The sequence below is a fragment of the Microcoleus sp. CAWBG58 genome (genome assembly GCF_020883045.1).
In the GTDB taxonomy this organism is placed as follows: domain Bacteria; phylum Cyanobacteriota; class Cyanobacteriia; order Cyanobacteriales; family Microcoleaceae; genus Microcoleus.
On sequence record NZ_JAHRFA010000006.1, the window covers coordinates 45,360 to 62,625 of the forward strand.

The following is a 17,266-nucleotide window of genomic DNA, read 5'->3' on the forward strand; positions in this document are numbered from 1 at the left end:
AATGGTATTAGCTGGTGTATCATAGCATCAAAAATACCCGTAAAAACTATGGACGGATTGGCTTACCTGCATTTAGCTGAAACTTGGGAAACGCCCCCAACTCAACTTCGATCGCCCAACTCGAAAACGCACCTAAATTTAGCTGCAACTCCTTTACTTTTCTTTACAACCTCTCTGGCAATTTTAAATTTAGTCTATCCCGCCCTCGCCATCACAATCACAAAAGGCGATTCAGGCCCGGAAGTTGTCGAAGTACAGAAAACTCTGCAAGCCTCAGGACATTTTGGCGGTAGGGCTACAGGATTTTACGGTTCCGTAACCCAGGCTGCGGTGAAAAAGTTCCAAGCAGACAACAACCTGAAAGTTGACGGAATAGTCGGCCCTCAAACCTTGTCAGCGATCAAAGGCAAGTCGCCAGCCGCCAGCGCTGACAAGGAACCTGCGGAAAAAACAGCATCAAAGGTCGATCGACCTTCGCCATCTCCTACCGCCACAGAAAACAGCAACCAACTCGAAGATACAACTAAAAATCAACGAGAACAACCTCTTTTTCAAGAACCATTTTTACCACCATTTAAAACAGAAACTGCTGCGCCAAGCTCCGACAAAAAAGAAAATGAATTACCCGGCAAAAGGCTTGCAAACACCGAAGGAAAAATGACTTTGAAAAAAACTATTTACGGCAAAATATCGCCGAAATCAATAGTTTATTCGGGAGACGGTTTATTTTTTGCTCAAAACATGATGTACAGCCACAGCATAACAGTTTACAATAGGAAATTTAAATTAGTCAAGACTATTTCCGATACAGTAAACTTGTCAAAATTTGGCTTTTCTAAATTCAAAGGCAATTACAAAGGTTCTCCCGTAGAAGCTGCCTTTTCAACAGATGGAAAATATGGCTATGTATCGAACTATCAAATGTACGGTTCTGGGTTTGACAATCCCGGGAGCGACAGGTGTTCTCCATCAGCCAAACACGACCAAAGTTTCCTGTACCGCATCAACACCCAAACGTTGAAAATAGAAAAGATAATTCCTGTAGGTGCGGTTCCGAAATTTAATGCTGTTTCACCTGACAATCGCTTCGTACTCGCGACCAATTGGTGTAGTTGGGATTTGAGCGTAGTTGATATCAATAAAAACCGCGAAGTCGAGAGGATAAAACTCGGTGCATATCCTCGGGGTATTGTGGTTACTCCCGATTCAAGAAATGCCTACATTGCCGTCATGGGTTCTTCCGATATTGCGAAAGTCAATCTTTTAGACTTTTCGGTAGAATGGTTGAGAAATATTGGTAATGCGCCGCGTCATTTGACGATAGATCCCAATGGCAAGTATATGTATGCCACTTTGAATGGTGAAGGAAATGTGGCAAAGATCGATCTGGCAACTGGTGAAGTAGTAGATAAGGTTTCGACTGGAAATGCACCTCGCAGCATGACAATTTCTGGTGACGGCAAACTGATTTATGTGGTTAACTATTCATCGAATACTGTTAGCAAGGTGAGGACTAGCGACCTTAAAGTTCTGCAAACAGTTAATGTTAATGCAAGTCCGATCGGGATTACTTACGATCCGGAAACCAATCAGGTTTGGGTGGCTTGTTATTCGGGCAGCATTATGGTGTTCCAAGATTAATCTACCAGGTTCGTAGTGAGGACTTCAGTCCGCAAAAAATCTGGAAAAAGGACTTGCATTCCCTACGACAAACCAGGTTCGTAGTGAGGACTTCAGTCCGCAGAAAATCTGGAAAAAGGACTTGCATTTCCTACGACAAACCAGGTTCGTAGTGAGGACTTCAGTCCGCAGAAAATCTGGAAAAAGGACTTGCATTCCCTACTACAAACCGGGAGCATCTCATTTTTGTAAAAAGCATTTTTTCTTTGAGTGCTGTCCCCGCTCGCGTATTGTACAATACGCGAGCGGGGACAGCACTATAAATACAAAACTGAGATGCTCCCCTATAAACTAGGTTCATAGTGAGGACTTCAGTCCTCAGGAAATACAAAAAAAAAGGACTGAAGTCCTTACTACAAACAATAACGATTAAATCTGATTTTGGGGCGTGGGTTCGACTGCACCCCAAAAATCTTATTATTTGGATGGCTTTACAGGCTTCATAACATAGTCAGAAGGCTTAACAGGAACCTTGCCTTGTTTCGCCATCGCTTCGTAAATCATAGCTGCTACTTCCGCGCGAGTTGCTATTTTATTAGGCTGCAAAAGAGTGGGTTTCGGATGGTTGACAACAATGCCAGCTTCCGTGGCTGCTGCTACTTTGTTGACTGCCCATTTCGGCACTTTTTTCCTGTCTGTATAAACTTGTAATGTTCTGCTGGCTTTCGCTGACGGTTTCAGGTTTAAACCGCTAGCTAAAGCTGCGATGACTTCCACGCGCGGGACTTCTTTATCGGGACGGAAGGCATTGTCTGGGTATCCTTTAAGATATCCAGTTTTGACGCTGTGGTCGATGGCCCCAGCGATCGGACTGTTATTCTTCACGTCTTTAAAATTAATCGGTTTGCGGCGCGGTTCTTTGTCCGACATTCCCTGAATTAAGCGCGCTAGTTCCGATCGCGTAATCGGTTCGTCTGGCCGAAACTTGTTGTCCGTGAAATCAGCAAAAAATTGCCGATCGGCTAAAGCTACAATGAATGGACGCGCCCAATATTTGTCAGGAACATCGGAGAATTTAACGGGCCCGGCTTTTGGTTTAGCCGCTTTCGGTTTGGTAATGACTGGAGGGACAGCCTCGCGCTCACTTGGCGTTTCGGGAACAACAACCGTCCCCATAGGAGGAATTACTGGAAAAAGTGGCCCTATAGGTGCCACAGGGACGACATCAGGTTGCGAGGGAAGGATCGTTCTAGCGGGCGATCGCACTTCGGGACTCGCCGCCGGTGGTGTTAATATTGTAGAGTTCCCAGGCTCAGCAGCAGGTTGAGAAAAAACGGCTGGAAATTGCCAACTTCTAGCATTCAATCGATCGGGATTTCTGCCTGTTACCCAAAAGAAAATTGCTCCCATCGTGCCGAAAGCAACCAAGATCGCAATTAATTCATCAAATCCTAAAGGTTTTCTTTTCCCTGACGGGGGTTGTGAAGAAGACATACTTGTCACCTACATATCAATGAAGCAATTAAATCACATATTTTTTGAGTCTGCCGGAGGCAGAGATCGCTCCCATCAACTATTCCAAAGTTTTCACCGTCAACACCTGCGGCGGCGTAGCATCGGGAGGATAGATAAAATTAATTTGGATCGATCGCCTTTCACCCGCTGCTAACTTCAACTTTACCATCGGTTCCACAACTTGACCGACGCGCTGCCACAAATGCACGTAACGAGTCGTAGCTGCACCGCGATCGTCTTGGTAGCGCAATCGCACAGTACCTCGAAAATAAGGAAAATCCAGCGACGGTTTGCGAAAGCGCAAGCCGTTTCGGCTCCCTTTTCTGGAGGGTCAGTTTCGCGCCAGTAAATACCGCTATCTTGCCCGATCGGATATTGTCCGTCGGGGTGGAGGGTTTGCAGTGTAGTTTCCAGGGAGTCGGTGAGTAGGATACTCTGGGGATGTTCTTGGAAGTTTTTCGCAAAATTGCCGTCGGAGTCAGGTAGTTGGGTGCGATCGGGAAAGGCAGGAGGTAATGTTGTGGGGTTAAGGCTTTGGGTCATGTCAGCTATCCGGTGGTGAAAGGACAGATGCTTTATTAATTAGAGCATAGCGATCGTAGATTGAGGGGCTTTATACTGTCTGATAAAATGTTTGTCGCTCACTATTGCCGCGATCGCGAACCACTGGACGACGTAACGAAATCCGAAGCGCTGCTGTGCAACCTATTCTGGGGATGAGACCTTAAGCCAACTGAGGCTATTAGTGTTAGACTTTAAAGTAGTATGAAAAAGTTTTTCAAGAGATGGTTTGTGAATAATCAACAGCATCAAGATAAAGTAAATGCTCGTGCACCCGATTCAAATGTTCTGGAGCCAAATGATATCTATACCATTGATGCTCCTGTTAATAACCCCGAACAAGACAAGTTCAAGCGCTGGTCTTTTTCCCAAAGAGTTGCACAAACGATTGCTTCTCGAAGCGATCCAAGTAGCCTTGTTATAGGAATTTATGGTCCTTGGGGTGACGGCAAAACAACAGTTCTTAATTTTATTGAAAGGGAATTTAAAGAATCTGATGAAATCATTTGTGTCAAATTTAATCCTTGGCGATTTACTGATGAAGCCAGTTTGATCAAAGGATTTTTTCAAGCTTTGGCGGAAGCAATTGGAAAATCTATAGCTTCCCACTCGGAAAATATAGGCAAATGGCTTGACAAGTATTCAGGTGCACTGACTGCATTCACTTTCAATGTTGGCGGTTTTGGCGGTTTTGGCGGTTTTCGATTTAATCCCGGTCAAAGTATTCAAGCACTAGGTAAAGGACTTTCATCTGTTGAATTAGAGGAATTGAAAAAAAGAGTCGAGTCTCTTCTTAAAGATGAGGGGAAGCGTGTAGTTGTCCTAATGGATGATATCGACAGGCTTGATAAGAACGAGATTCAAGCTGTATTTAAACTTGTCAAATTATCTGCTGATTTTGACTATACAGCCTATATTTTAGCCTTTGATGAGGAGATGGTAGCTTCTGCTCTCAGTGAAAGGTATGGCTCTGGAGATATTAAGGCGGGAAGAAATTTTTTAGAAAAAATAATTCAGGTTCCGTTAAACTTACCTAAGGCAGATCGACTGGCTTTGCTCGAATATTGTATGGTAGGAATAGAAGAGGTTCTAAAAGATGCAAATATTCAAATTTCTGAGGAACAATTTCGATATCACTTCCTTAATCATTTCATTGAGGGTTTAGAGATACGGGTTAAAACACCGAGAATGGTTAAACGCTATATAAATGCTCTTGCGTTTTCTCTACCTATATTGAAAGGAGAAGTTAATTCTCCAGATTTAATGCTGATTGAGGGAATGCGACTCTTCTATCCAGTATTATACGATGTCGTGAAAAATAATCCTGAGATTTTCTCAGTTTCACCGTTTACTTACAATCGTGAAGATTACAAACAGCGCAGTCTTGAAATTATAAACAAGGGGATTGAGGGTTTAACTACTGATGCAGGAGAATCTGCTAAAAATCTCTTAAAAGCTTTGTTTCCATGCCTAAAACAGACTGGTATACTTGGCAATATTAATTATATTTCTAGTGGTTGGAAAGGAGAATGGGATATAGAGCAAAGAGCCTCTTCTTCTCACTATTTTTCCCGATTTTTCTCCTACTCAATCTCAGATAATGATATTTCTGATCGAGAAATTACGTCCTTTCTATCTCAGATACAGGATAACTCTGTTGAAACGACTATATCGAACATCCATCAAATTGTTGGAGAGCAACGAGCCGACCTATTTATCCTGAAGCTAAATAGTAGAATAGAAAAGCTTTCTTCGTCAAGTTCCCAAAATCTGGCTCTTGCAATTTCTATGAGTGGAGATATTTTTTCAAAGGAGAAGACTTTTTGGAGGAGATCTTTGTCTAGTGCTGAGATACTGATCGGCAAACTTGTTAAAAATATTTCGGACGATCAAATAAAAGTGAACGTTGCAAAGCAAATAGTTTTACAGGCAAAGCCTATTGAATTTGCAATTGAATGCTTTAGATGTCTGGTTCCACTTAAAGAAGGAGAGGAAATAGAACAGCCTCTTTCTGTCGATCAAGAGCGTATTATCGGTGAAGCTTTCAGTCAGAAAATTCAAGAAATATCTCAAACATCTCCCCTCTATCTTCAATTTCCTGAAGATTCTACCAGCTTATTCTTATTGGATGTATGGTCTCATTGGGGAGAGAAAGAGGAAGTAAAACAGTATCTTTTAGAAGCCTTAACTCAGAATCCTGAAACTGTCGTTGAATTTCTGAAATGTTATCTGCCGACACAGTGGAGTTCAGCATATTATGGATTGCGTAAAGGGGATTTTGAACGAAATCAATATAATAGCTTAGCTGAATATATAGAGCCTAGTCTCATATATCAGTTACTTCGGAATATCTATGGCTCAAATCTAGATAATCCAGAATACTACGATTCATATAATCAGCAGCGATCGTTAGACGAAAAAGTTGTAAATCAGTTTGCTTTTATTCATCAAGTTGTAATCAATGAGGTTGGCAGTAGTAACAATTAATCCAATCCAAAAGCAGGATAATCTGCCGGCAAGATTACAACGCTTACCACGCATCCGAATATCGCAAATCGTGATGGACTATTTTGCTTATGGTTGGTTAGTGGAAGAAATGTGTCGCCAGCACCTTTACTTAACGCCAGCCGAAGCTCACGCCGCAATGGGCTACTATTTCGATCATCAAGAAGAAATCGATCGCGAAATTAATCAAGAATGGCAGCAAGTACAACAAAATATGACACAAGCAGCCAAATCACCTTTCTACATTCGCATGAAAGCTAAAGGACTGCTGTAAATGGCTATTGCTTTGTACATGGATGTTCATGTTCCCCAAGCTATTACCCCGATCAATTGCGTCGTCGAGGCATATTTGACCCTCTAAATAACTCGATCGACCTTGGTAGTTGTAGGGTAGGGTGCGTCGCTGGCGGAAACTTCCCACTCAGGTGCAGATATTCGAGGGCGACGCACCACACATTTTTAGCGCCTTCTGCTACCGAAAGAGCGATTGCGACTCGGTTGGCGAGAACTTCTGCCACTACCAAAACTCGGACTGCGCCTGTTTTGATTTCGACCGGGCTGCGATCGCCTCAAATCGCTGCCACCGTAACCCGAACCAGTCGATCGATTGGCTCCTGGCTGTACGGGGCGTCTTACTGGCTGGTTGTATGAGGGCGATCGCAATCGGCCGGTCGTCCTTAAAACTTGACGGTTTCTCACAGCCGGAGGTGGCGCTTGGTAGCGAGTTTGATACTGCTGGACAGCTTGGCCGTAAGTATTCCCATACCCGCCATATCCGGTCATAATTCCCGGCTGATACATAGGCGGCATATAATATCGCGGTTGAAATAGCAAACTGCCGATCGCCTGACCCGCCAAAGCCCCTGCAAACGGCGCCCAGAAGCCTGATTGCTGCCGAACTACCACTGTTTCCTGCTGACCTGTTTGAGGATTGTTAACAGTTTCGGTTACGTTGTGAACGTACTCAATTTTAAAATCTTCTGTCAAATGCAAGACTGCTTTATTGTTATCCAGACTTAGATAAGTTTTCTTGCCTGCTGATATTTCTTCGGCCGTCAAGCGAGCCATTTGCAAATCGGTAGTGCGGTAAACCGGGGTACTGCCGGGGGGAGTATTTAGCAACATCAAATTGTATTCGCCATCCGCATCGTCGTAAGTAGCTTGCTGTACGGGATATTGACCTTGAGCCAAGTTATTGCTCGGTGCCTGACGCGGTGCATTCACAGTCCGACTTGCAGGAGGATTTGGTGCCTGATTTACAGGAGTTTCTGTGCGAGCCGAACCGCAGGCAGTTGTCGTCCACAAGAATGTTAAAGCCATTAAATAAATTGTTAGTTTTCGCAGCACGATCATAATTGGGAATGGGGCATTGGGAATGGGTCATTGGTCATTGGTCATTGGTCATTGGTCATTGGTCATTGGTCATTGGTCATTAGTCAGCAGTCATCAATAAGCTTGGGTTAACCCTGTTTTTTGTCATTGCGAGGAACGAAGCAATCGCAGTGAGGAATATCTGTGTTTGGGATTTTATAGTGCGAGGTTCCGAGTTCGTGAGTCGTACAATACGCAAGCTTTTAAGCTCTCACTCTCATAAAAAATGCTTTTGACAAAAATGATATTCTCCTATCGCAGTGTCTGTTTTTTACTCTCGTTTTTCCCACCGGGCTGTCTGAACTCAAGCGGATTAAATTATCAACAACTTTCCCAACACCCGATCGCACTTTGGACTAGACTAAACTCTTGATTGATTCCCAAGAAGAGGACTGAAGTCCTTACTACAAACTTTTTTTATTTTTACTCTTTTATTTTAGCGCGCGGAAGAGGACTGAAGTCCTTACTACAAACCTTTTTGATACTTTTCTCATCTTTAAAGGGGAATGAGTTCTGGGAAATTGACCAAAACTTGGTCGTTGGTAAGTTCGTCTCCGAACTGTGCGGGAGAAAAGTGAACTTGCACCGCTCGCAGCCTTTCTTGGTAATGTAAATTAATCAGTGCTTTTAAACCGACTTTCAGGGGCCCGATATCAGCGAGGTCAGTTTCTAGATCCGGAACTTCACCTTCATAGGCGACTGTCAGCATTACCACCACATTTCTAGTTACTGACAAAGACAAGGGGGAATTTTTATCGGAAACAGATGTGCTGTATTGAGGCTCGCTGAGATAGCGATCGGCTGAATCAGTAAAAAGTTCATCCACATAATCGCCTGTTTCGCCTTCATCCCAAAAAACATCGCCTTCATTAGCGGCTGCTTGCCAGTAGTTGTCATACTGCAACAGGTGATTGCAAATTTCAACCAGCCCTTCTCCTAACACTGCTACATCGCCATCGGCATCAATTGCTTCCCTGGCGGTGCGGTTGAGAACTCCTAACAGCGGTGCAACTTCTTCGCCTGTTAGCTGAAGGAAGATGCGACAAACTGCAAATCGAGTTTTACCCGTAAATTGATTGAATCGATCGCGCCAAGCATTCATAATAACCTATAGTTTTTCATCTCTAGGGCTATATTTCCAACGATAGCAGGCGATTTGAACTCTTGCCGTCTAACCTCAGATTGATATCTATGGCATTTTGAGCGATCGCCCCTGCCTACAGTCTCGCTTTGACTCAGGTAAACTTCAAGTATCGGCAAGATACTCCAATTGCCAGCATTCGCCTTCCAATCTCGAAATTATCTGCGTTAATCAGCTTTCATCTGCGGTTTTCTTCTAGCATCAAAGATTTACGCAATTCAAGTCTATTGAGTTAGTTGCTTCCACAAATAACTGACGCAGCAACCGGATTCCAACGATGAAAAGATCCAGGTTGCAGGTTATTGCGCCCGATCGCGATTCGGCGTACAAATTATATCGTTTCCGGTTGCATCGGAATGATTTAACCGCAGAGGCCGCAGAGAACACAGAGAGAGACAAGAGAGATGAATAATTCCGATGCTACGGGATTTGATATTAATAATTTCCCATCAAAAAAACCTCCAGCCTTGGGACTGGAGGCTACCTGTGCGAATACTTTGGTTTGATACAATTATTTGACGATCGCACTTTCGACTGGTTCGATCGCACTTTCGGAACTGGTCTCGGTAACTTGCGCTACGGGCAAATCCAGCTCGCCGCCTGGAGCTTCCGGGTGTTCGCGAACGCCTGCAATCGCATCCGCTGGCTCAGCTACAACTGTATCTGCGATCGGATCTAGCGACTCTTCAAAAACTTCAAAATTATCGCTCATCGCAGCGCAAGCAGCAGAGGCGCGCTGACCGGCGCGGTAGCTCATGTAGGCCGCACCTCCACCCAAAATCCCAGCCAAACCTAGGAAACCGAGAGCTACTGTTTTGTTGGATTTCCACGGATTAATTTGATCCGAGCCGTCGGAACCTAGGACTGTTGGCCCAGAAGCAGATTGAGCGGCCCCAGATTTTTTGTAGGAACAGGGGAAAGCAGATGCAGCGTCACCTATGGCGATGCTGCTCGCGATCGCGACGGTGGAAGCAATGCCAGCTAACACTTGAAACTTCTTCATAAAAAACACTCGGTAAGTGGGAAACTCAGTATCTTTAGATCTGAGAGGAAAACGACTCGGCGGTTTCAACCGCCTTGAATTTTTATCTCCCCCTTTCGGGGTTGGAGGGGTATGGTTGCCCCTCCGTGGAGATCTGGTTGTCTCCTAATCCCTTGCGGGTAATGTTCGCTTGTCGGTCAATGTTATAAGGGCTTGCGCACGGCTGGCAACACTGTCGAGAGTGACCTTAAGACTGTTTAACTACCAACGACAGAGCGGAAAACTAGCGTCGCATTCAAGGAGTGTCGTGACCCAAATAACGTAGTCAGTTAAGACTTAGGCCCGTCAGTACAGCTTGCTTAATTACTCTTGCAAGCTCAGTCCCTTTAGGGCTGGGTTACTGACGGTGCTCTGGAATTTGTAAAGGATAATTAAAAAATTAATGGTAACAGCTCTTTACAAATCTATCAACAGGCGATCGCGGCCAAAATCACAGATCGATCGCAACTGCCAACATCTCCCAATCGCCATTGAAATTTAAAGTTGCCAGTTAAAAAAGCTGAAACCATTGTTTGGTAAGCATTTTGGCAAACAAACCGTTATAAATTAAAGTCAAGCGAGTCAATATTGCGATCGCGCCCAAATTAGAAAATCTGAACAGAGACCAAACAAATTTTAATCAAAGGGCGACCCACACTTGATGACAAACTACTTTTAAGGCTACTTTTGAAAAGGCTTAGTTATTGGAAAAACTTTTATTTTTATGACAAACAGCGGCAATCAAGGCATTGAGCGAGCTCCTCATCGATTGTTGGTGACGGGCGGGGCTGGATTTATCGGCTCGAATTTTGTGCATCACTGGTGCAGCAGCTATCCGGGCGATCGAGTAGTCGTACTCGATGCTTTAACCTACGCCGGCAACAGACAAACCCTGGCAAGTTTGGAAGGAGGAGAAAATTTTCGGTTTGTGCAAGGCGATATTTGCGATCGTACCCTAGTCGATACCTTGCTCAAAGAAGAAAACATCAACACAGTCGCCCACTTTGCCGCAGAATCTCACGTCGATCGATCGATTATCGGGCCTGGTGCCTTCGTTCAAACCAACGTAGTCGGCACCTTCACACTCTTAGAAGCCTTCCGCAAGCATTGGGAAGCAATTGATGATTCGTCTGTCAAATCACAAATGCGCTTCCTCCACGTTTCTACCGACGAAGTTTACGGCAGTCTCGGCCCCGACGATCCAGCATTTACCGAAACAACCGCCTACTCCCCCAACAGTCCCTACTCCGCCTCCAAGGCTGGCAGCGATCACCTCGCCCGCGCCTATTTCCACACCTACGGGCTCCCAACAATCATCACCAACTGTTCCAACAATTACGGCCCCTATCACTTCCCCGAAAAGCTGATTCCATTAATGTGCATCAATATGCTATTGGGCAAACCGCTGCCAGTATACGGCGACGGTCAAAACGTGCGAGATTGGCTGTTCGTGCTCGACCACTGCCGTGCCTTAGATGCCGTTATCCACCGCGGCCAGCCCGGAGAAACCTACAATGTTGGTGGCAACAACGAGGTAAAAAATCTCGATTTAGTCAAAATGCTCTGCCAACTAATGGACGAATTAGCTGCTGATTTGCCCGCACGTCCTTGCGAACAACTGATCTCATTTGTCAAAGATAGAGCCGGACACGATCGGCGTTATGCTATTGATGCCAACAAAATTAAAACAGAGTTAGGTTGGACTCCCTCAGTCACAGTTGAAGAAGGTTTGCGGCAGACCGTGGAATGGTATTTAGCCCATCGCGAGTGGTGGGAACCCCTGCTTTCCGAGGAATATCAAACTTACTACAGCAAGATCTACGCTAATTAGTTATTGGTTATTAGTGCTGTCCCCGCTCGCGAACGTTATTGGTTATTAGTGCTGTCCCCGCTCGCGAACGTTATTAGTTATTGGTTATTAAAACCAGTAATTAACACCTAATACTTAACAACTAACAAATAACCACCAACAAAGACTTTTACATCTATCACATACATTGATAATTGTCAATGTATGTGAAGATTTATTTAAACTTCATCCGTAGTGCATAAAAGCAGCTATTTCTGGCTGATAATTTCAAAAGAGCGATCGAATTAAGCATTTTAAAAAGTTTTTAGTAAAAACAGAAACCAGCAATGACCGAAATCAACTGGCTAAAACACATCCAAGAACCCAAATACTGGCTGTTAGCGATCGGCTTCGGTTTGATTGCCGTGCAACTGACTCTGACTTCTAGAACCAACGACACAGACCTATTTGGCACAATGTTACTATTTTGGGGAGTCGTAGCATTTCTCATTTGGGAAAGGCACGAATCCTTAACCTTTGAAAGCGGAATTTTCGCCAGCTTTTTTGGAGCATCGTTAATTGCTTTCATCTTACTCAAAAGTTCTTCGATATTTGGATACGACTTTTTTATCAGGGCTTCGCCTTTCTTGATAGGAATAAGTCTGGCATTGCTAGCTTCCGGAACCAAAGGACTGAAACAATATTGGCAGGAACTGCTAATTCTTGCCTATACAGCTATTCCTCCCGGATTGATCGGAGTATTTGCTCCTGTAGCTCTATACACAGCAAAATTTTCAAATTTTCTCCTGCATTATATAGGATTTGAAGTTCAACGCAAAGGAGTTTTTCTCATCCTAGAAAAGGGCAGCGTCGAAGTATATCACGGCTGTTCGGGGGTGAATGCAATTCTACAATTGTTAGGACTAGCCCTGGTTTTCTTGCTGATGTTTCCTACAACTGTGGCGCAGAAAATTGTAGTGCCAATCCTTGCAGTCGTGATTGCATTTGTAGTTAATGCTGCCCGAGTTGCTCTCCTGGCAGTGCTAGTATCGTTATCTCAACCCGAATCATTTAAATACTGGCATGAAGGAAATGGTTCCGTAGTCTTTTCAATGATTGCTGTATTGATTTTCGGGTTATTCTGCTGGTTTGCAATCTTAAAAAACGAACCACAAAATCAGGAGCAATAAAATTAATAATGGCTATTACTCATTGGAAACCTGTTAGGATTTCTCTTTTGGCTGTTACTCTTGCAGGGGTTTTGTTAGTCGCAGGCAAAATCACATTCTATCCCCCGACAGGCAATAATTATGCAACCAAGTTTGACTTTCCGTCTGCGGTGCCTCTAGCAGACTGGAAACTACAAAAGAGCGCGCCGCTGAAAATTAACGATACTTCAGAAGTCAAGGCTGCCAGAAAGTATGAATATCAAAAAAGTAACATTGCTCTAGAAATAGAAATGCGCTATGTGGTAGGTACCATCGGGGATGTGGAAAGCATGATGAAGGGACATACTATTCTGAAGTCGTCTCCTGGTAAACTAACATTAGCAAACACTCAAGAGGCGGGGTTTCACGGAATTTTGCAACAGCAAAATCGATTGTATTTGAGTTCGTGCATCAATCCTCGCGGCAGTGCTACAGTCACCGCCGAACAGTTTAGATACAATCGCAACACTCGCGATTGGCAGCCAAACCGGGTTTTGTTTTGGCTGTTGGGTAGGGGAAATATTCAAGACAGGCGATGTTTGTGGACTCAGATGTCTGTGCCTTTGGACAAAACAACTCCAGAAAATGCCCAAAAACTGCTAGAAAATGCTTGGGTTTCTTGGTATGGGTGGTGGCAGCCGCGATTTCCCGAACCTTAAGTCAGTCAATTTCAGATTTGAGATTTGAGATTTACAATGGCAGATGAATCTGAGAGCTCTAACTTTGGTCTAAAATTTGGAGACTCGACTGCTTCAACCTGTAGCTTGTATCCGTTTTTAGCGGATTGAGAGAGATTTTTTTGTTAACAACAACTGTGATTGTCTTATGAATGACGTACAAAGCGAGCAAGGTTTTTCTATCTACAGGCTGCGTTGGATTGGCTACGGTCTATTAATTCTATCTTTATTAGATACGATCGCAGTTTTTCTGCCAGCAAATTTTGGCAATCGCGTCTGGGAATTGCAGACAATTGGGGCTATAGTCGAACGGGTACCAGTTCCTCTATTGGCAATGGCGCTGATATTTTTTGGCGAAGGATATGACCGCAGAAGTTTGGAAAACATTCTTTTGAAAGTTTTGTCTTGGGTTTGCCTGCTGCTGGCGGTGATTTTTCTGTTGATGATGCCCTTGGGAATTTTTGGCACTATCTATGTCAACAACCAAAACGACAAGCAAATTACTACTCAAGCCGACCAACAATTAGCTCAATTGCAGCAAGTAGAAGAACGGCTGAATAAGGGTACTCCTGAAGATTTAAAGACTTTGGCTGGGGAACTTAGCCGTTTGGGAGTGCAAGCGAATACGCAAAACCCACAGGAATTGAAAAGCCAAATTCTTTCGAGAATTACTCCGGCTAAGGAACGCTTGCAGGCGCAAAGGGCCACGGTGCAGTCAAATCAGCGCATGGGGTTATTTAAAAATGCTGTTAAGTGGCTGCTGGGCGCGTTGATTTCTAGCGTCTTGTTTTTCACGATATGGCGCGGTACTGACTGGGCTAGGTAGTAAGTATTGGTCTCAACTTAAGTCTGAAACGATTGAATCATCTCGCTTTTATCCGAGTCCAAATCCCCCTAAATCTCCCGATGTAAGCAGGGTACTTTTATTGTGGGAAAAGAAATCTGAAACTACCGAAAGCATCGCTCAAAGGTTGGTTAGCGTCCCAGAGGCAACTCTCATATTAATCAAGATATGTAGTTGGGCTTGGGCCCTCTTTAGACATATAGATAAAGAGGGCCCAAGCCCAACTACGTACCTATTTCTATGATTACTATAAAACCACGGTGCTAAATCCCGTTTAACAAGAGGAACTTTGAGCGGATTCTTGTCCCCGCCTTTTTTGAATGGGGCTTAGGCGAATCTGTCTTAACCCAAGCGTATTGTATTATTTTAAGCAACTAAGTTTCTGTATTCAGAACTGTTGAAAGTACGATCGCCCCTACGCGATTGAATCAAAGTATTTTGCCATTCTTGGGTCATTACTGACTTATCGGCGATCGCACTTCCTAATTTAAACCTAATTTTTGTCTAAAAACATATACCACATTTCGCTAGAAAAAGTTGCAATTTGAACTCTGTTTTGGTCAAATAAGTAAGCTATCTCTGTTTTTAATTATATCTAACGATTCATTAAGTTATTGATTTTTCATGCCTAAGTTTTGCGCCTTAACGACTAAAATTTCACTCGTTGATAAAACACTCGTTTCACATTCTCAGCCGCCGTAACGTACAACAGGACGATCGCACCCAGCACCAAAATAAAACTCAACGGCAACGGTTGAAACCCCAGCAGCCTTCCCAAAGGTGTCCAGGGAATGACGATCGTCACTCCTACGGTAGCCAGCGTCGCCATCAACAAGTATTTCCCCGGTTTACTGTCGAAAATAGATTTGCGGGTACGAACGACTAGGACAACCATCGAAGCCGAGATGACAGACTCCAAAAACCAGCCGGTTCTAAACTGTTGTGGCTGCGCGTGTAGCAGCAACAGCAACGCCCCAAACGTCAGGTAATCAAAGATGGAACTCAGCAAGCCAAACACGATCATGAAGTTGCGGATAAACTTGATATCCATCCGGCGCGGTTTGCTGACTAACTCCTTGTCTACGCGATCTGTTGCGATCGTCAATTCTGGGAAATCAGTTAATAAGTTCGTCAGCAAAATCTGACTGGGTAACAGAGGCAAAAACGGCAGAAACAGGGAAATTCCCGCCATGCTAAACATATTACCAAAATTAGCGCTAGTTGCCATAAACACATATTTTAAAGTGTTAGCAAAGGTAATTCGTCCTTCCTTAACACCTTCGATCAGGACATTCAAATCCTTTTCCATCAACACAATATCAGCAGCTTCCTTCGCCACATCCACAGCACTTTCTACAGAAATACCAACATCAGCAGCATGAAGTGCAGAAGCATCGTTAATGCCATCTCCCAGATATCCAACTACATTCCCAGCTTTTTTGAGGGCGATGATAATCCGCTCTTTTTGGTTTGGTTCTACCTCAGCAAAAACATTTGTATTTTGTACTCGGTGCATCAAAGCTTCAGGTTCTTCCTTACTTACTATGCTAAATCAATAGTTAAAGCCGTTAAATAAATTGAAAAAATATGTCAAAATGTAAACCAACTCCTTGTCAGACTTGACATTGAAGCTAATTTAATTGTTAACTATAAAATAGTTACAAGAGTTTTGGGGAGCGAATTATAGTCATGGCCACAAAAAAGGGAACTAAAGTTCTAACAGAGCTACTAAATATACAAGGAATGAAAGTAACCCAAATGACTGAAGTACCGTCCACGGGAATAATCTTACAGGTTGAGTCAATCCATAAAGAAAGTCATTGTCATAGATGCGGGACAAAAAGTAATAGATTACATCAAAACCATCGATACGTAGTAAAAGATTTATCATGGGCCCAAAAGGAAGTATTCTTAGAAATAAACAGACGACACTTTAAATGTAAAAAATGTGGCAAACCATTTAGCGAAAAATTGGATTTTGTAAACAACCGAAGAACTTATACAAAACGACTAGCAGATACAATTATCAAGTCTGTCTTATCAAGTGATATCAATAGTGTAGCAAAACAAGGAGTAGTAACAACAGAAGAAATAGAAAGAATGTTGTTAGATGCCTCACGAGAATTATCATCAAAACCATCAGACTTAAAAAAACTAGGAATTGATGAAATAGCGTTAACTAGCATGTCAAGGGAATTATTGTGCGGTATTAACAGATTTATCAACATCTAAATTAATTACGATTATCAAGGGAAGAACACAAGAAGACATCGAACCAGTCCTTAATTCATGGGGTTCAGAGGTTTTGGAAAAAATAGAAGAAGTAAGTATAGATTTATGGAAAGGTTACAAAACCTTAGTACAAAAACTCATGCCAAATGCTCAAGTAGTAGCGGACAGATTTCATGTAATGGTACAAGTTAATAATGAGTTAGACAAACAAAGAAAGCGTGAAAGAAGAGAAGTAATAGATTTAAGTATAAAGACTAAATCACCTCAAAAGATAGCAGAATATAAAGAAATATTAGAAGGAATAAATGACAGTAAATATGCGTTGCTAAAGAATGAAGAGAGTTTGAAATAAAAGCAAAATAGCAAATGAATGTCAGTTAAAAAAGTGTGTCCTCGGCTCGCAATAATGCATAAATTAAAAGAAAAATTTCGACAAATATTTGAAAATACAAAGACTAATTGATTGAGAGCATTGTTGAGAATTGGGTTCTGGCAGCAAAGAGCAAAAAAATATTTTAGTTCCACTGTAAAGACTATTACCAATTGGCTGGATGAGATAATTGCTTACTTTGATAATAGGACAACAAGTGGTGTTGTTGAGGGTATAAATAACAAGCTTAAATTAATAAAACGTTCGGCATATGGCTTTAGGAATTTTGAAAATTACAAAAATAGATGCTTGCTTACTTGGCATTTTAACTGTTAATTTAGCATACCCAAGTAAGGAAGAACCAAATTATAGGATTATAGAGGTTCAAAACCCTTGCAATGAAAGTTGTTAG

At 42.9% G+C, this 17,266-nt stretch carries 13 protein-coding genes and 2 pseudogenes; 8 read left to right on the forward strand and 7 right to left on the reverse strand.

Features of this window, described 5'->3' with window-relative positions:
- The first annotated feature begins 48 nt into the window (after positions 1-48).
- The gene (locus tag QZ918_RS03685; protein ID WP_293331191.1) at positions 49-1,641 is read left to right on the forward strand and encodes a peptidoglycan-binding protein; all 1,593 of its coding nucleotides are present in this window, start codon (positions 49-51) and stop codon (positions 1,639-1,641) included.
- Positions 1,642-2,097: 456 nt separating this feature from the next.
- On the opposite strand, the gene QZ918_RS03690 is transcribed toward QZ918_RS03685, so the two are convergent.
- The 3 genes and pseudogenes from QZ918_RS03690 to QZ918_RS03700 form a co-directional block, all read right to left on the reverse strand.
- Positions 2,098-3,114, reverse strand: coding sequence for an S-layer homology domain-containing protein (locus tag QZ918_RS03690; RefSeq protein ID WP_293331194.1), 1,017 nt, complete (start codon positions 3,112-3,114; stop codon positions 2,098-2,100).
- A 79-nt stretch (positions 3,115-3,193) separates the two neighbouring features.
- Positions 3,194-3,391: a DUF3370 family protein gene (locus tag QZ918_RS03695; protein ID WP_293331197.1), complete on the reverse strand. Its 198-nt coding sequence runs from the start codon at positions 3,389-3,391 to the stop codon at positions 3,194-3,196.
- 53 nt (positions 3,392-3,444) lie between these two features.
- Positions 3,445-3,678: pseudogene (locus tag QZ918_RS03700) on the reverse strand (Uma2 family endonuclease); the annotation flags it as partial.
- Positions 3,679-3,927: 249 nt separating this feature from the next.
- Between QZ918_RS03700 and QZ918_RS03705 the strand changes: the two are divergent.
- Together QZ918_RS03705 and QZ918_RS03710 are read left to right on the forward strand one after the other, a co-directional pair.
- Positions 3,928-6,183, forward strand: a complete 2,256-nt coding sequence (locus QZ918_RS03705; protein WP_293331200.1) for a KAP family P-loop NTPase fold protein — start codon at positions 3,928-3,930, stop codon at positions 6,181-6,183.
- Between the two features lie 73 nt (positions 6,184-6,256).
- Positions 6,257-6,475 (forward strand): hypothetical protein, encoded by a 219-nt coding sequence (locus tag QZ918_RS03710; RefSeq protein ID WP_293331203.1) that lies wholly within the window; start codon positions 6,257-6,259, stop codon positions 6,473-6,475.
- Between the two features lie 185 nt (positions 6,476-6,660).
- Here the strand turns inward: QZ918_RS03710 and QZ918_RS03715 are convergent, their stop codons facing one another.
- From QZ918_RS03715 to QZ918_RS03725, 3 genes are all read right to left on the reverse strand, one after another.
- On the reverse strand, positions 6,661-7,521 hold the full coding sequence (locus QZ918_RS03715) for a hypothetical protein (RefSeq protein WP_293331206.1): 861 nt from the start codon (positions 7,519-7,521) through the stop codon (positions 6,661-6,663).
- A gap of 547 nt (positions 7,522-8,068) precedes the next feature.
- Positions 8,069-8,674 (reverse strand): DUF1517 domain-containing protein, encoded by a 606-nt coding sequence (locus tag QZ918_RS03720; RefSeq protein WP_293331209.1) that lies wholly within the window; start codon positions 8,672-8,674, stop codon positions 8,069-8,071.
- A 550-nt stretch (positions 8,675-9,224) separates the two neighbouring features.
- Positions 9,225-9,716 (reverse strand): hypothetical protein, encoded by a 492-nt coding sequence (locus QZ918_RS03725; RefSeq protein ID WP_293331212.1) that lies wholly within the window; start codon positions 9,714-9,716, stop codon positions 9,225-9,227.
- A gap of 742 nt (positions 9,717-10,458) precedes the next feature.
- On the opposite strand from QZ918_RS03725, the gene rfbB reads away from it, so the two are divergent.
- The 4 genes from rfbB to hpsJ-A all read left to right on the forward strand — a co-directional run bounded on the left by rfbB (position 10,459) and on the right by hpsJ-A (position 14,234).
- Positions 10,459-11,565: a dTDP-glucose 4,6-dehydratase gene (gene rfbB / locus QZ918_RS03730; RefSeq protein WP_293331215.1), complete on the forward strand. Its 1,107-nt coding sequence runs from the start codon at positions 10,459-10,461 to the stop codon at positions 11,563-11,565.
- Between the two features lie 305 nt (positions 11,566-11,870).
- Positions 11,871-12,713: a cyanoexosortase A gene (gene crtA, locus QZ918_RS03735; protein ID WP_293331218.1), complete on the forward strand. Its 843-nt coding sequence runs from the start codon at positions 11,871-11,873 to the stop codon at positions 12,711-12,713.
- Positions 12,714-12,721: 8 nt separating this feature from the next.
- Positions 12,722-13,390 carry a cyanoexosortase A system-associated protein gene (locus QZ918_RS03740; RefSeq protein ID WP_293331221.1) on the forward strand — a complete coding sequence of 223 codons (669 nt, stop codon included), beginning with the start codon at positions 12,722-12,724 and terminating at the stop codon, positions 13,388-13,390.
- A 166-nt stretch (positions 13,391-13,556) separates the two neighbouring features.
- Complete coding sequence (hpsJ-A, locus tag QZ918_RS03745; protein ID WP_293331224.1) at positions 13,557-14,234, forward strand: HpsJ-like protein, cyanoexosortase A-associated; 678 nt, start codon at positions 13,557-13,559, stop codon at positions 14,232-14,234.
- 667 nt (positions 14,235-14,901) lie between these two features.
- On the opposite strand, the gene QZ918_RS03750 is transcribed toward hpsJ-A, so the two are convergent.
- Complete coding sequence (locus tag QZ918_RS03750; RefSeq protein ID WP_293331461.1) at positions 14,902-15,768, reverse strand: HAD-IC family P-type ATPase; 867 nt, start codon at positions 15,766-15,768, stop codon at positions 14,902-14,904.
- Positions 15,769-15,941: 173 nt separating this feature from the next.
- Between QZ918_RS03750 and QZ918_RS03755 the strand changes: the two are divergent.
- A pseudogene (locus QZ918_RS03755) lies at positions 15,942-17,190 on the forward strand (ISL3 family transposase).
- Positions 17,191-17,266 lie beyond the last annotated feature (76 nt).

Excerpts from the sequence above, each read along its gene's own strand:
- QZ918_RS03720 (WP_293331209.1), bottom strand. The coding sequence starts at position 8,674 with ATGAATGCTTGGCGCGATCGATTCAATCAATTTACGGGTAAAACTCGA.
- QZ918_RS03710 (WP_293331203.1), top strand. The coding sequence starts at position 6,257 with ATGGACTATTTTGCTTATGGTTGGTTAGTGGAAGAAATGTGTCGCCAG.
- crtA (WP_293331218.1), top strand. The coding sequence starts at position 11,871 with ATGACCGAAATCAACTGGCTAAAACACATCCAAGAACCCAAATACTGG.
- QZ918_RS03740 (WP_293331221.1), top strand. The coding sequence starts at position 12,722 with ATGGCTATTACTCATTGGAAACCTGTTAGGATTTCTCTTTTGGCTGTT.
- hpsJ-A (WP_293331224.1), top strand. The coding sequence starts at position 13,557 with ATGAATGACGTACAAAGCGAGCAAGGTTTTTCTATCTACAGGCTGCGT.
- QZ918_RS03685 (WP_293331191.1), top strand. The coding sequence starts at position 49 with ATGGACGGATTGGCTTACCTGCATTTAGCTGAAACTTGGGAAACGCCC.
- QZ918_RS03750 (WP_293331461.1), bottom strand. The coding sequence starts at position 15,768 with ATGCACCGAGTACAAAATACAAATGTTTTTGCTGAGGTAGAACCAAAC.
- rfbB (WP_293331215.1), top strand. The coding sequence starts at position 10,459 with ATGACAAACAGCGGCAATCAAGGCATTGAGCGAGCTCCTCATCGATTG.
- QZ918_RS03725 (WP_293331212.1), bottom strand. The coding sequence starts at position 9,716 with ATGAAGAAGTTTCAAGTGTTAGCTGGCATTGCTTCCACCGTCGCGATC.
- QZ918_RS03715 (WP_293331206.1), bottom strand. The coding sequence starts at position 7,521 with ATGGCTTTAACATTCTTGTGGACGACAACTGCCTGCGGTTCGGCTCGC.
- QZ918_RS03690 (WP_293331194.1), bottom strand. The coding sequence starts at position 3,114 with ATGTCTTCTTCACAACCCCCGTCAGGGAAAAGAAAACCTTTAGGATTT.